The sequence below is a fragment of the Coprococcus sp. AM100_B19A genome (genome assembly GCF_027662015.1).
Classification (GTDB): domain Bacteria; phylum Bacillota; class Clostridia; order Lachnospirales; family Lachnospiraceae; genus Allocoprococcus; species Allocoprococcus comes.
The window spans coordinates 39,287-52,426 of record NZ_JAQDKN010000012.1; the positions used below are offsets into that span (position 1 = coordinate 39,287).

Below are 13,140 nucleotides of genomic sequence, written 5' to 3' on the forward strand. Positions count from 1 at the left end.
GAAGTCTATGGATCCACGTTCATTTCCCACCAAGGGAAATCTGATACTTGCGAAAAATTCACTGACACTTGCCAGACAGGGATATGAGCTGATGGACAAGAAGCGGAACATTCTGATCCGCGAGCTGATGGGCTTAATCGACGAAGCAAAGGATATTCAGGAAGAAATCGATAAAACCTTCACCTATGCCTATCAGTGCCTTCAGAGGGCGAATATCGAGCACGGGATCAGTACAGTAGAAGAACTTGCCTATACAGTTCCGATCGAGGATTCTATCCGCATCCAGACGCGAAGCATTATGGGAACAGAAATCCCGAAAGTGAAGTACGAAAAAGAAAATACCAGACCAACCTATGCATTCAGTACTTCCAGAGAATCCATCGATATCGCCCGTGATGCATTCTGCCGTGTTAAAGAGCTGACACTCAAGCTTTCTGAGGTAGAAAATGCAGCGTACCGGCTGGCTTCAAGTATCAAAAAGACACAGAAAAGGGCAAATGCCCTGAAAAATATTACGATTCCGATGTATGACAATCTCGTATATACGATTACAAATGCACTGGAAGAGAAGGAACGGGAAGAATTTACCCGACTGAAAGTGATCAAACGAATGAAAAACAAATAATATTTCTGAAAAAATCATAAAATATAGAAAATATATTGACACTACACCCGTTTTGTTATATAACTTATAGAACAAATAAGATTACAAAAGCAATAGATTTTACAAATCAGGGGGTGAGCATATGACTTTTTGGAAAGTATCCGACACCAGAATGAACTGCCTTATCACAGAAGCAGAGATTGCCGCACTTGGCTACTCACTGGAAGATCTGACACAGGACAGGGAGCGTACCGAAGAATTTTTGAATCTTCTTCTCAAGAAAGGGAAAGAAGTCCTTGGGCTTAACACAGACAATGGAATCCAGGGATTTTACGGTGCATTTCTTCCTGACCGGAGCCTGATGCTGTCGATCTCCTGCCAGGCTGAGAATTCTCTGGAATCCATCCAAAAAGATGGTTCTGAAGCTTCCGGTATGCTGATTGAGCCTGACAGCAGTGAGAAAGAGACCGTTCGCTGGCAGATTCTCTTTCCAAGTCTGGATAATGCAATCGACTTCTGCAAAATCCTTGGATACGGCCAGGCATCAGAAAGCCGTCTGTATAAAGATGACGGTGTCTACTACCTGATGGTAGACTTCCCGAATACAGAAGACGGCAATAAAAAGGCTCAGCGCATCGTATCCGCCGGTGAATTCGGTGGCATGGTCGAAAAAGATGCAATTTCTGAAGCTTATCTGAATGAACATGAAAAATGCCTCCTGAACAAGGATGCAATCAATATTTTATGCAAGATGTAGTAGAAGGGGACTGAAATAGTCCCCTTTTTAGTACACGAAATAGATTTTCCTTTATTTTTCCACATATCCAGTAACTTTCCACAAATGAAATAAACGATTACTTTTACATATGTCTCCATCTGTAGAAACAGATTCTAAAAAAAGAGCACCGTCCCCGATGCTAATTCATCAAAAACAGTGCTGATACTGCGCCTTCAGGGATTCGAACCCTGGACAAATAGATTAAGAGTCTACTGCTCTACCAACTGAGCTAAAAGCGCATACATTATTCGGTTTTCCGTAACGCAAGATTTATTATATAAGACAGCTATAAAAAATGCAAGCTTTTTTTTCATAAATTTTAAAATTTTTTTAAATAGATTTTTTTGCTGACAAAGAATGTGCCAAGGCACATATAAAAAAGATCATGTGTACCGTCCGAAATTCGAACACATGATCTTTTTTTGTGTACCTTTTAGGGTGGTTTTTTTCTTATCCTACATAAATTTACTGATATATCCCTGTACAAAGATAAATAATACAATCAGCGGCAGGATATAGCTTACATAAAATTTCGCCCATTTCGGGAATTTCAATCCTTCTCCGGTATCCGCTTCTTTCAGGAAGTTCTTCCATCCCCATCCATAACGGCTTGTACAGAACAGAAGATAGATCAGACTTCCAAGTGGAAGCAGGTTGTTACTTACCAGGAAATCTTCCAGATCCAGTACTCCGGAACCTTTTCCGAACGGCATAAATCCACTCCATACATTAAATCCGAGAACACAAGGCATGGAAAGTACCGCCACAACCACGATATTGACGATTACAGCCTTTTTCCGGCTGCATCCGGTCAAATCAATGGCAAAGGATAAAATGTTCTCAAAAACGGCGATTACGGTCGATGCCGCAGCAAAAATCATAAATAAGAAGAATAAGGCTCCCCAGATTCTTCCGCCTGCCATGGAATTAAATACATTCGGAAGTGTGATAAAGATCAGGCTCGGGCCTTCTCCCGGATCCACCCCATATGCGAAGCATGACGGGAAAATGATCAGACCCGCGATCAAAGCAACAAAGGTATCCAGAAGTGTTACCAGGACTGCTTCTCCTGTAAGACTGCGGGATTTGTCGATATAGCTTCCGAAAATAGCAATTGCGCCGATTCCAAGGCTTAATGTGAAGAAAGCCTGTCCCATAGCGGCAAAAATCGTGTCAAATAAGCCATATTCCACGACTTTGTGGAAATCCGGTGCCAGATAGAAGTGAAGCCCCTCAGAAGCCCCATCAAGCGTTACAGAACGTACTGCAAGGATCAACATCAGTGCAAGCAGAAGCAGCATCATAACCTTTGTGATCTTTTCCACTCCATTTTGAAGCCCCATTCCACAAATTGCAAAACATCCAACAACAACAATGATCATAAAGAAAGTCATTGTTCCGGGTTTTGCAAGCATATCGGAAAACACACCTGCAACAGCGGCAGTATCCTTTCCCTCAAATTCACCAGTCATCATCTTGATGAAATACTGGACCATCCAGCCTGCAATTGTTGTGTAGAACATCATCAGCAGATAGTTTCCGGCCATAGCTCCATACTTATACCAATGCCATTTCGTTCCTTTTGGCTCCAGACGGTCAAAGGAAAGCGCCGCACTTACTTTACTGGCTCTTCCGACAGAAAATTCCATTACCATGATCGGAAGTCCAAGAATCAGTAAAAATGCAAGGTAAATAAGAACAAATGCTGCTCCACCATATTTTCCTACAATATAAGGAAAACGCCAGACATTACCAAGACCGATTGCACATCCTGCAGAAATAAGGATGAATCCGAGTCTTGAAGAAAATTTTTCTCGTTGCATAAAAAATCCTCTCATTCTATTAAATTGTGGATAACTTGCCAAAATGATACTTATCCCCATTTTTCGACAAGCTTGTGGACAACTTTTTTCCAGAATATCCACAGAGGAATTATACTGAATTACTGGGAAATTGTCTATGATTGTTTATATTTTCATTGGCGAAACCACTTGATAATTTTAATTTTCCCCTTTTTAGTACACAAAATCGCCAGATGTGTACCTTTTGGGGTAAAAATTTGCATGTATATATATATTAAAGATAACAACAGCTTATTAAAGTTCCTTTGTTTATATTAGGAGGGCTGAAAAAGCCCGTGGTTGACGCATTTCGGGGAATATTTTGTGTACGGAAACGGGGGAGGTTGTTTACTTCAGAGGGCAAAGAGGTGTACATATATGGGGGTTGTTGTTTACTTTGCGGGGTTACGCAGTGTACTTGAAGGGTTGGCAATTTTACCTTTTCTGTACACAAGTGTCGAAAAAATTTAAAAAAAGGCTTTACAAGAGGGGGGTTCTTGTATATAATCAACCTAGACGTACCGTTTTGGTACACAATTTTTATCAAAAAAGGTACCTTAATGGTACACGAAAAGAACAATACACACCTTAAACGTACACAAAACGTAAAAAAAGGCAGAAACCCCATTTTATGGGGTACTTTTTAGGGGAGGGTGTTCCTTTTTGGTACACAAATCCCCAATATAAAGGGGTTGGTTACCCCGAATGGTACACAATAAGGGATTATATGGGGTGTAGAGGGGATTTTAATACACCTCAAAAGTACACAATAATACAGAAGAAAACAATTAAGGGGTATGAGCGATGAAGGAAACACAGAAAAAACCAAAAGAGAAACAATTGCTGGATCGTGATACGGTCTCCCGGTCCAATGTGCTGATCGAAAGTAAATCCAGTACATCATTATTTGAAAGAAAGCTTCTTAATATTGCAATCGCAAAAGCATATGTAGAAGACGGTGAGCTGATCGCAAAGGTTTCCACCAAGGATGTTAAGAATTATCTTCATATAACAGGAAACTCCATCTATTCCCGTCTGAAAGAAGTATCAAAAGAGACATTGGGACATGTAGTAAGTATCGAGGACGATGAAAAAGAGAACTTCATCATGTTCAATGTAGTGAATAAATGTGAATATAGAGATGGCGTGTTTACGACCAGATTTACTAAAGAGATGAAACCTCATATCTATAACCTGAAAAAAGACTATACCCGTATGAGTCTTGATGTATTGTGCTCTTTTAAATCCCTGTTTACAACCCGTGTTTACGAAATCCTGAGAACCCAGTATTATCGTTTTGACAGGGAACAGTGTGACCAGCTGATCGTACCGAGACCGCCGAAGAATCCATACACGATCGCAGAGCTTAAATTTACACTGAATGTAGTTGATGCAAATGCATCTAAAGCAGTAAAACGTCTTGTTGAGCAGGGACGTTTTGAAGAAGCGCTTGCAGAGATTAAGGATGCACCGTTTGAAGACTGGCGGAATTTCCGTAGAAAAGTACTTGAAGTTGCGAAAAAAGAGCTGGAAGAATCCGAGTATTCCGAGATCTGCTTTGATTATGAGCCGGTTAAGAGCGGGAAGGGTGGAAAGGTTACAGGAATCCGTTTCTTTGTGAAGAAGAATCCGAAGTGTATCCATCATTCAGACCTTCAGCGTATGCCATCCGGAGAAGAAGAGGGCGAAGAGATTGCGCCAAATGTACTGGCTGCAAAGAAAACTCCGGTTAATGAAAAACTGATTTTAGAAGTTGCCGATATTTTTGGAAATGAACCGATCACAATCCAGGAGATCAAGGTGCTGCTTCAGGTATCCGATAACCAGCCGGATGTGATCCGGAAAGCTTTCAAGCTGTCACAGGAGCAGGCATACATCAATAATCTGGTCGGATGGCTCAGAAAATGTATCGAAGAAAAGTGGTATGAGAACGAAAAAGTATCCAAGTTCAAAGGAAAGACGCTGGAAGAAGCGCAGATGACGCTGGATCTTTACCAGGAATACATAGAAGAGCGCGAGAAAGTGAAAAAAGAGTAGGGTATTTTCTGCGAAAAGTAGAATTATTACCTAAATGGTACACAAGTTAAGTGGATAAAGTATACGAATCGAGTAGGAGTCAGCCTACTCGATTGTTTTATTTTATGATGGAAAATTAAATTATGGAGGAACGGAAGAAAATTATGGAAATAAGAAGATTGCTGGATTTTTTAAAGACAGCGGAACAACTGAAATGTAACACCAGACATTCGTATACTTCAAGTGGCAGGTTGGAGAGTGTGGCAGAGCACAGTTGGCGGCTGGCGTTTATGGCAATGCTGGTTGGGGATGAATTTCCGGAGCTGGATATGGATAAGGTGATAAAAATGTGTCTGATCCATGATATGGGTGAGGCGATCACCGGAGATATTCCGGCATTTGAAAAGACGGATAAGGACCGAAAGGTTGAGAATAAAAAGGTGGAGCAGCTGACGGATATACTTCCGGAACCGGTCCGTGCAGAATGGAAGGCATTATTTGAAGAGATGGAAGCGATGGAGACACAGGAGGCGAGGCTTTATAAATCACTGGATAAGCTGGAGGCGCTGATCCAGCATAATGAGGCGGATATCTCGACATGGATTCCGTTGGAGTATGATCTTCAGATGACATATGGGAATGAAGAATGTAAGTTTACGGAATATATCCAAAGGCTTCGGGATGAAGTGAGGAAAGATTCCAAGCGGAAGATTGAAGAAAGCAAACAGAAAGACTAATAAAAAATTTTCATAATAGTTGCATTGGAAATGTAATACTGCATATTCATGCTGAGCCGGGGCGAATGTCCCGGCTTATTTTTTATATATGATAAGTAAAAATTTAATTATAAATCGGGGTAACAGGATTCGAACCTGCGACCTCACGGCCCCCAGCCGTGCGCTCTGACCAAGCTGAGCCATACCCCGAAGTGTTATTTCATTATAGTATAAATTGTTTTAAATCTCAATCATTCTTTTGATGTGAGAAAATGCTGTTGACAGGTTTCTGGAAAGAGTTCAAAATAACGATATGCAAATATAAATGAGTAGGATGAGGAACGATTATGGAAAATTTAATTTTCAGTTTGAATGCAACGATTCCGATCTTTTTGATGATGTTACTTGGAATGTTATTCAGAAAACTGGGGTGGATGGATGAAGTCTTTGCGGCAAAGATGAACAAGTTTGTATTTTTGGTTCCGCTTCCGGTGTTGCTGTTTGAACAGCTGGCGACCGTGGATTTTTCGGAAGTATGGGATATTAAGTTTATTCTTTTTTGTTTTATGGTGACGGCGATCAGTATTACGATATCAACTTTGATTTCACTGCTGTGGAAAGACCGGAGCATTAAAGGCGAATTTATACAGGCGACTTACCGGAGCAGTGCGGCGCTTCTTGGAATTGCTTTTATCCAGAATATTTACGGAACTGCGGGAATGGCACCGCTTATGATCATCGGCAGTGTGCCGCTTTATAATATTATGGCGGTTGTGGTGCTTTCAGTGTTTAAACCGGGGAATAATTCTTTTGATAAGGTGCTGGTAAAGAAAACGCTGAAGGGGATTGCAACGAATCCGATCATTATTGGAATTGTGGCGGGATTTGTCTGGTCTGCACTTAAGCTTCCGATGCCGACAATTTTACATAAGGTTGTATCCAATGTCGGGGCGACTGCAACGCCGATGGGTCTGATGTCGATGGGAGCGACATTTGAGTTGAGGAAAGCGACATCGAAAATGAAGCCGACAATTGTGGCAGTGTTTATGAAGCTGGTTGGATTTTGTGCGGTTTTTTTGCCGGTAGCAGCAGTTCTTGGATTTAGGAATGAAGAGTTGATTGCGATTCTGGTGATGCTTGGATCTGCTACGACGGTCAGCTGTTTTGTTATGGCAAGGAATATGGGACATGAGGGGACGCTTAGTTCCGGAGTGATTATGATGACGACGTTATTGAGTGCGTTTACGCTTACGATGTGGCTGGATGTGTTGAGGTCATTTGGGTTGGTGTAAGAAGAATAAAAATAGAAGCAGCTAGTTAAAATGGGAATTGTGGTAGCACACCATTGACTAGTTGCTTCTATTTTTTAAAGATTAAATAAGTCGCTGTGACTGCCGGTTCGAGTAAGAGTGAGGACAAGGACATCATCATCGTAGCGATAGATGAGCAGCCAATCTGGTAAGATGTGGCATTCTCGGTGTCCAACCCAATTGCCGGATAATGGATGATCTTTGTGTTTAGGATCCAGGCTCTCGCCGTTTGCAAGTTTGGTGACGATTTCTTTTAGAAGTTCTAAATTAAGACCGCGTCGTTTTGCAAGTTTGTAATCTTTTTTAAATTGAGTGGTATTTTTGATTTCATATTTTGTCATGAATCAAGATCTGCAAAAAGTTCATTAACATCATGATATCCTTTGATGTTAGGATCTTTTGCAATCCTTTCTGCCTCAAGCATAGCAGAGACGGTTTCTTTACTTGGAGTTCCTTCTGTAATTTTGAAAGGAATTCCTCTTTCGCGGAGAGACTGGCGGACAAAAATATTGAAAGCTGTGCTGAGATTCATACCGAGTTCTTCGTAAAGAGCTTCGGCTGCAGCTTTGAGATCGCTGTCCATACGAATGCTGATATTACTTGTTGTTGATTTTGCCATAGTAATCACCTCTTTTTATGATATAGATATTATATGGCAAATGCACGAAAATATCAATATATTGCACAAAAAAATACATTATATATGAGTTGCTGTTAGAGGGGCGCGAAGGCGCTGGCGCTGTTCGCTTGAGAGGATGGTGCCAGGGGCGGGGAAGGCGCTGGCGCTGTTCCCCTTGGATGGATGTGTGTTGTAGGTAAGAGGGGTTTGTTGGTCGAATGATTTAGGGGAGGAGCAGTGCACCACAGCTCGTGAACCTGGCGGTTCATTCGCTGTGCGAGCTATCGCTCTATCAAAATAAAAAAACACGCAAATTTTCATGCGAGCATGAAATTTGCGTGTTCTTTTATTTTGGCACTGCTCTATCTGAGGACAAAGTACTGTTCATACCACAGTAAGAATGAATATACTGTATAAATTTTTCTATGATAATTTCCAACTTTATTCTTATGATCTTCCAGCCATTTCAGCAGTAATTCCTGATTGAAGAATTCGGATACGAAGTCTTTCTGGAACATTTCTTTTACTTTATTATAGTATTTATCTTCCCGGAGCCATACTCTGAATGGTACGAGGAATCCGAGTTTTTTACGTTTTGCCCAGTCCATTGGGATGTGGGAGAGGGCGGAGGTACGGAATGCTTTTTTGGTTTCCATGCCGTCTACGCAGTATTTGCTGTCGATGCTGCGGGCGAGTTCCCAGACTTTTTTGTCGAGGTATGGTACACGCAGTTCGAGGGAGTGTGCCATTGTCATCTTATCTGCTTTGAGCAGGATGTCGTGTGGCAGCCACAGATGCATATCGAGGAAGAGCTTTTTATGAAGGTCGTCCTGATCTTTTACCTGGTCGAAGTACGGTTTGGTTACGTCCTGGTAGCGCATCTTGCTCTTATATGCAGGAGAGAGTACTTCATCTGCTTCTTCGTTGTCCATGATGAATGCCTGGCCGATGTAGGAATCTTCTACGGAAGTTGCATTTCTCTTGAGGAAGTTAAGTCCTCTCTTGTCTGGCTGGTGTTTTGCCCAGTCTCCGAGTTTTTTACGGATAGATGCCGGTACGATCTTGCGGTACATATCACCGGATTTGCTTGGGATATATGTCTCGTATCCACCGAACATCTCATCTGCGCCTTCTCCACTTAAGACTACTTTTACATCTTTGGCTGCGAGCTGTGACAGATAGTACAGCGGTACAGCGGAAAGGTTGGCATGTGGTTCATCGGAATGATACTGAACCTCCGGCAGAGCATCGAAAAATTCGTCAGAAGAGATTTCTTTCTTTGCATTGCTCATATGAAGGATATCGCACAGATCCTTGGAGAAGGTTGTCTCATCGAATCCACCGACTTCAAATCCTACGGAATAGGTCTTCATCGGTTTTACAGTAGATGCGATGTAGCTTGAATCAACACCACCTGAAAGGAAAGATCCTACTTCTACATCAGCAATCTGATGGTAATCAACAGAATCCTGAATTGTCTCACCGATGAGTTTTACTGTCTCGTCAAAGCTGCGGTCTTTCTTTGCATAAGTCGGATCGAAGTATTTTGTTTTCTTAAGTTCTTTTCCATCATAAGTGAAGTATGTTCCCGGTTCCAGTTTGAATACACCTTTGAACATGGTTTCAAGAAGTGGGGTGTACTGGAAAATCAGGTACATCTTGAGAGCATCTTTGTTGACCTCTTTATGGAAATGTGGGTGAGCCAGGAAGGACTTAATCTCAGAACCAAATAAAAGGCTTCCATTCATCTGTGCATAGTAGAATGGTTTGATTCCGAAGTAGTCCCTTGCTCCGAATAAGTTGTGAGTTTCTTTATCGTAAATTACAAATGCGAACATTCCGCGGAGCATAGAAGCAATTTTTTCGCCATAGGTTTTGTATCCCTGAAGAATAACTTCTGTATCGGAGTTTGTCTGGAACTGACATCCGTGTTTCTCAATCAGTTCTTTACGGATTTCCTGATAGTTGTAAATCTCTCCGTTGAAAATAATGACATGTTTGCCATCTGCACTGTGAATCGGCTGAGATCCGCCTTCAAGGTCGATGATACTCAGACGGCGGAAGCCAAGGGCTACATAGTCATCAACAAAGCTTCCCTTGCTGTCAGGTCCGCGGTGGGCAATGCGTTCACCCATCTGGTCGATGACTTCTTCTCTATTAAAATCGCCGGCGCCATAATAGCCTGCAAATCCACACATAAATTGCACATCCTTTCTGAATTGATACATATTAAAAATATTATAGTAACTTAATTTTGCCTGTAGATTTATTTATTATACCATAGTCTATATAAGATTAACAAGGGATAAAAAACCGGAAAGGAATATCCAATAAAATCAGTAGGATATTCCTTGCATATTTTTTACAGGTGTTATATAGTGAAAAATGCGGATAAATGTGTAAAAGCCGGCAAAGAAAAGGGGAATCCGGGAAATGGAAAAGGTAAAAACTTTCTTGGCAGATATATCTGATCTGCTTAATGAGAAAAATTATCAAAAAATTTATGAAAAAGTTCCGGCGTTCAGACAGGAAAAAGCAGACCGGCTGAAGCACAGGGAGGATCAGGCTCAAAGCGTGGGTGCATGGTATCTTTGGATGAAGATACAGGAGAGACACAAGATACTGCAAGATGCAGGGCAGTCCTTTAATTTATCACATTCTGGGAAATATGTTCTGTGCAGCGCAGGCGTATCCGGAGAGAGGGTAGGCTGCGACATCGAATGCATGCGGAACTATCATGAAAGACTGGCAGAAAAATATTTTTGTTCTTCTGAATATGAGAGAATCCGGAATGCAGATGAAGCAGAGCGGACGGAAATGTTTTACCGCTACTGGGTTTTAAAAGAAAGCTTTTTAAAAGCGACGCGCAAAGGTCTTGTGATGGGATTGAATACCAGCGAGATCCAGATTCCGAAGCAGGGAGATCCGGTTTTTTTAAGGCAGCCGGAAGAAATCCGGGAAACTTATTATTTAAAAGAATATCAGACAGATGGAGCAAGGATTGCGGTGTGCTCAACGAATCCGAATTTTGACGAAAATATTTTGGATATGACAGATATTTACAAAAGAGAAATGATTGTGGAACTTAAAGATTGAAAATAAGCCAATGAAACAAGAAGTGGATTGGTTAAGAGTTTACAGGTATTTTATGAGAGAAGAAGGAGAAGAAGATGCTTACACAATTTTCGAGAACAGAACTGCTTCTTGGCAAAGAGGCGATGGATAAACTGAAGAATTCAAGAGTTGCCGTATTTGGAATCGGCGGAGTCGGCGGTTATGTATGTGAGGCACTGGTACGAAGCGGAATCGGGGCATTTGACCTGATCGATGATGACAAGGTATGTCTGACCAATTTAAACCGTCAGATCATTGCAACTAGAAAGACGGTAGGGAAATACAAAGTAGATGTTATGAAGGAGAGAATGCTGGAAATCAATCCGGACGTGAATGTGCGGATTCACAAATGCTTCTTCCTTCCGGAAAATGCAGATGAATTTCCGTTTGATGAGTATGATTATGTAGTTGATGCAGTTGATACGGTGACTGCAAAGATTGAGCTTGTCATGAAATCGCAGGCAATGAATGTGCCGATCATTAGCAGTATGGGAGCCGGAAACAAGCTGGATGCAAGTGCATTTAAAGTGGCTGATATCTATAAGACACAGATGTGTCCGCTTGCAAAAGTTATGCGCCGGGAGTTAAAGAAGCGTCATGTTAAGAAGTTGAAAGTTGTTTATTCAGAAGAGAAACCGACCAGACCAATCGAGGACATGGCAATCAGCTGCAGAAACCATTGTATCTGTCCGCCAGGAGCAGAGCATAAATGTACGGAGAGAAGAGATATTCCGGGAAGTGTGGCATTTGTGCCATCTGTAGTTGGACTGATTATCGCAGGGGAAGTAGTGAAGGACCTCTGTGCAAAATAAAAATAAAATCGCGGGCGCCCCTGCGGGGCGCATATCAAAACCAGGCATTTGCTGTCAGAACTTGCAGCAAATGCCTGGTTTTTTTGTTTCATTTTTTTTCACAGATTTTCCGGAAAATCTTATACGATCTGTATCGGAGATCAGGAAACAGAGGTAACTCTGGAGAGTAATTATACAGAGCTTTAAACTTAAAAAATTCTAAACTTGTCGGAAAAGACTGTTTTCTCATGAAGAAATATGTTAAAGTAAGGCTGAAATATGCGTAAAAAGGAACAAACATTAACGAGATGTCGTTTAAGGAAGGAAGAACCATAGACATATGATGAGAGAAGATAGGAAAAGAGCGGAGCAGCGCCAGAAAAAAATAGCGAGGCGCAAGCGGGAAGTACGAAGGATGAAAAGAAAGCTATATAAAGCAGGCATTCTTGCAGCAGCAGGAATTATCGTGTTGGCTGTGATCCTGATGCTTTGTGGAAGTGGAAATGCAAAGAAATCTGCAAAAAAGACATCCTCTGCCAAGACAAAGACAGAGACAAGTGAAGAGACAGAAACAAAGACACCAGAAGAGATAGAAGCTGAGAAAATCCAGGAGGTGCTGGATTCTGACCAGTATAAAGACCAGCTGGGCGAATTATATAAGAAAAACCCGGAGACGAAGGAAATCATTCTGAACAGAGAAAAGTATTCCGATGATCTGCTGACATGGCTGTTTGATCATCAGGAAGCACTGCAGTGGGTGATTGATTATCCGGAACAGTCAGCACGATCAGAGGAAGAACTCAGTGCGCAGGGACTTCAGGCGGTAGATTTGAAAGATTACAGAATCCAGAACCATATTCCGGTATATTTCCAATGGAGCGAAGTATGGGGATATGCATCTTATGGTTCCGAGAATATCGGAATGGGTGGATGCGGACCGACCAGTCTTTCCATGGTGGCGACAGGACTTACAGGCAATACTTCATTTACACCGAAGTATGTGGCAGATATGAGTGTCAATATGGGATATTATGTAGATGGAGTCGGAACAGACTGGACGCTTATGACTGCAGGAGCTTCAGAACTTGGAATAAACTCTGCACAGCTTACAAACTGGTCAGAAGACACTCTCAAGTCCGAGCTTTCGGCAGGACATCCGATCATCTGCAGTATGGGACCGGGTGATTTTACAAACCAGGGACATTTTATCGTCCTTTCCGGGCTGACAGAGGAGGGCAAGGTACTAATCAATGATCCGAACAGTAAGATCAACAGCCGTAAGAAATGGGATCTGAATACAATTATAAATCAGATGAATGCAGCGTGGTCATTCTGGGTATAAAAATTTGGA

The 13,140-nt window shown here is 41.7% G+C and carries 12 protein-coding genes and 2 tRNA genes; 8 read left to right on the forward strand and 6 right to left on the reverse strand.

Translation table 11 applies throughout. The annotated features are described in order from the left end of the window. The first annotated feature begins 7 nt into the window (after window positions 1-7). Both PGQ33_RS12035 and PGQ33_RS12040 read left to right on the forward strand, forming a co-directional pair. Entirely contained in the window at window positions 8-625 is a 618-nt protein-coding gene (locus PGQ33_RS12035; RefSeq protein WP_008371109.1) for a V-type ATP synthase subunit D, read from the forward strand. A 121-nt stretch (window positions 626-746) separates the two neighbouring features. Next, window positions 747-1,361 (forward strand): adaptor protein MecA, encoded by a 615-nt coding sequence (locus tag PGQ33_RS12040; protein ID WP_008371107.1) that lies wholly within the window; start codon window positions 747-749, stop codon window positions 1,359-1,361. A 187-nt stretch (window positions 1,362-1,548) separates the two neighbouring features. Here the strand turns inward: PGQ33_RS12040 and PGQ33_RS12045 are convergent. Together PGQ33_RS12045 and PGQ33_RS12050 are read right to left on the reverse strand one after the other, a co-directional pair. Beyond that, window positions 1,549-1,621 (reverse strand) — tRNA-Lys (locus PGQ33_RS12045). A 216-nt stretch (window positions 1,622-1,837) separates the two neighbouring features. Then, complete coding sequence (locus tag PGQ33_RS12050) at window positions 1,838-3,205, reverse strand: sodium-dependent transporter (RefSeq protein WP_118218722.1); 1,368 nt, start codon at window positions 3,203-3,205, stop codon at window positions 1,838-1,840. Between the two features lie 822 nt (window positions 3,206-4,027). Here PGQ33_RS12050 and PGQ33_RS12055 point away from each other — a divergent pair. Next, entirely contained in the window at window positions 4,028-5,260 is a 1,233-nt protein-coding gene (locus PGQ33_RS12055) for a replication initiation protein (protein WP_117558134.1), read from the forward strand. A 143-nt stretch (window positions 5,261-5,403) separates the two neighbouring features. Continuing rightward, entirely contained in the window at window positions 5,404-5,976 is a 573-nt protein-coding gene (locus tag PGQ33_RS12060; protein ID WP_181988901.1) for an HD domain-containing protein, read from the forward strand. A 114-nt stretch (window positions 5,977-6,090) separates the two neighbouring features. On the opposite strand, the gene PGQ33_RS12065 is transcribed toward PGQ33_RS12060, so the two are convergent. Next, window positions 6,091-6,165 (reverse strand) — tRNA-Pro (locus PGQ33_RS12065). Between the two features lie 137 nt (window positions 6,166-6,302). Here PGQ33_RS12065 and PGQ33_RS12070 point away from each other — a divergent pair. After that, the gene (locus PGQ33_RS12070) at window positions 6,303-7,247 is read left to right on the forward strand and encodes an AEC family transporter (protein ID WP_270205812.1); all 945 of its coding nucleotides are present in this window, start codon (window positions 6,303-6,305) and stop codon (window positions 7,245-7,247) included. Window positions 7,248-7,321: 74 nt separating this feature from the next. Here PGQ33_RS12070 and PGQ33_RS12075 read toward each other — a convergent pair whose 3' ends face one another. The 3 genes from PGQ33_RS12075 to asnB form a co-directional block, all read right to left on the reverse strand. Further along, window positions 7,322-7,606 carry a type II toxin-antitoxin system YafQ family toxin gene (locus tag PGQ33_RS12075; RefSeq protein WP_118219318.1) on the reverse strand — a complete coding sequence of 95 codons (285 nt, stop codon included), beginning with the start codon at window positions 7,604-7,606 and terminating at the stop codon, window positions 7,322-7,324. Beyond that, window positions 7,603-7,884 carry a type II toxin-antitoxin system RelB/DinJ family antitoxin gene (locus PGQ33_RS12080; RefSeq protein WP_055155989.1) on the reverse strand — a complete coding sequence of 94 codons (282 nt, stop codon included), beginning with the start codon at window positions 7,882-7,884 and terminating at the stop codon, window positions 7,603-7,605. Before PGQ33_RS12080 ends, PGQ33_RS12075 begins: the two co-directional genes overlap by 4 nt. Window positions 7,885-8,246: 362 nt before the next feature. After that, on the reverse strand, window positions 8,247-10,082 hold the full coding sequence (gene asnB / locus PGQ33_RS12085; RefSeq protein ID WP_022221050.1) for an asparagine synthase (glutamine-hydrolyzing): 1,836 nt from the start codon (window positions 10,080-10,082) through the stop codon (window positions 8,247-8,249). A 235-nt stretch (window positions 10,083-10,317) separates the two neighbouring features. Here asnB and PGQ33_RS12090 point away from each other — a divergent pair, with 235 nt between their 5' ends. The 3 genes from PGQ33_RS12090 to PGQ33_RS12100 all read left to right on the forward strand — a co-directional run bounded on the left by PGQ33_RS12090 (window position 10,318) and on the right by PGQ33_RS12100 (window position 13,131). After that, window positions 10,318-10,980, forward strand: a complete 663-nt coding sequence (locus tag PGQ33_RS12090; protein WP_118219320.1) for a 4'-phosphopantetheinyl transferase family protein — start codon at window positions 10,318-10,320, stop codon at window positions 10,978-10,980. 74 nt (window positions 10,981-11,054) lie between these two features. Next, complete coding sequence (locus tag PGQ33_RS12095) at window positions 11,055-11,810, forward strand: tRNA threonylcarbamoyladenosine dehydratase (RefSeq protein ID WP_008371088.1); 756 nt, start codon at window positions 11,055-11,057, stop codon at window positions 11,808-11,810. 394 nt (window positions 11,811-12,204) lie between these two features. Further along, the gene (locus PGQ33_RS12100; protein ID WP_173826160.1) at window positions 12,205-13,131 is read left to right on the forward strand and encodes a C39 family peptidase; all 927 of its coding nucleotides are present in this window, start codon (window positions 12,205-12,207) and stop codon (window positions 13,129-13,131) included. The last annotated feature ends 9 nt before the right edge of the window (window positions 13,132-13,140 follow it).

Bases quoted from the DNA above. Each gene is read 5' to 3' on its own strand.
- PGQ33_RS12080 (WP_055155989.1), bottom strand. From the start codon at position 7,884: ATGGCAAAATCAACAACAAGTAATATCAGCATTCGTATGGACAGCGAT.
- PGQ33_RS12100 (WP_173826160.1), top strand. From the start codon at position 12,205: ATGAAAAGAAAGCTATATAAAGCAGGCATTCTTGCAGCAGCAGGAATT.
- PGQ33_RS12090 (WP_118219320.1), top strand. From the start codon at position 10,318: ATGGAAAAGGTAAAAACTTTCTTGGCAGATATATCTGATCTGCTTAAT.
- PGQ33_RS12095 (WP_008371088.1), top strand. From the start codon at position 11,055: ATGCTTACACAATTTTCGAGAACAGAACTGCTTCTTGGCAAAGAGGCG.
- PGQ33_RS12050 (WP_118218722.1), bottom strand. From the start codon at position 3,205: ATGCAACGAGAAAAATTTTCTTCAAGACTCGGATTCATCCTTATTTCT.
- PGQ33_RS12060 (WP_181988901.1), top strand. From the start codon at position 5,404: ATGGAAATAAGAAGATTGCTGGATTTTTTAAAGACAGCGGAACAACTG.
- PGQ33_RS12055 (WP_117558134.1), top strand. From the start codon at position 4,028: ATGAAGGAAACACAGAAAAAACCAAAAGAGAAACAATTGCTGGATCGT.
- PGQ33_RS12040 (WP_008371107.1), top strand. From the start codon at position 747: ATGACTTTTTGGAAAGTATCCGACACCAGAATGAACTGCCTTATCACA.
- asnB (WP_022221050.1), bottom strand. From the start codon at position 10,082: ATGTGTGGATTTGCAGGCTATTATGGCGCCGGCGATTTTAATAGAGAA.
- PGQ33_RS12070 (WP_270205812.1), top strand. From the start codon at position 6,303: ATGGAAAATTTAATTTTCAGTTTGAATGCAACGATTCCGATCTTTTTG.
- PGQ33_RS12075 (WP_118219318.1), bottom strand. From the start codon at position 7,606: ATGACAAAATATGAAATCAAAAATACCACTCAATTTAAAAAAGATTAC.
- PGQ33_RS12035 (WP_008371109.1), top strand. From the start codon at position 8: ATGGATCCACGTTCATTTCCCACCAAGGGAAATCTGATACTTGCGAAA.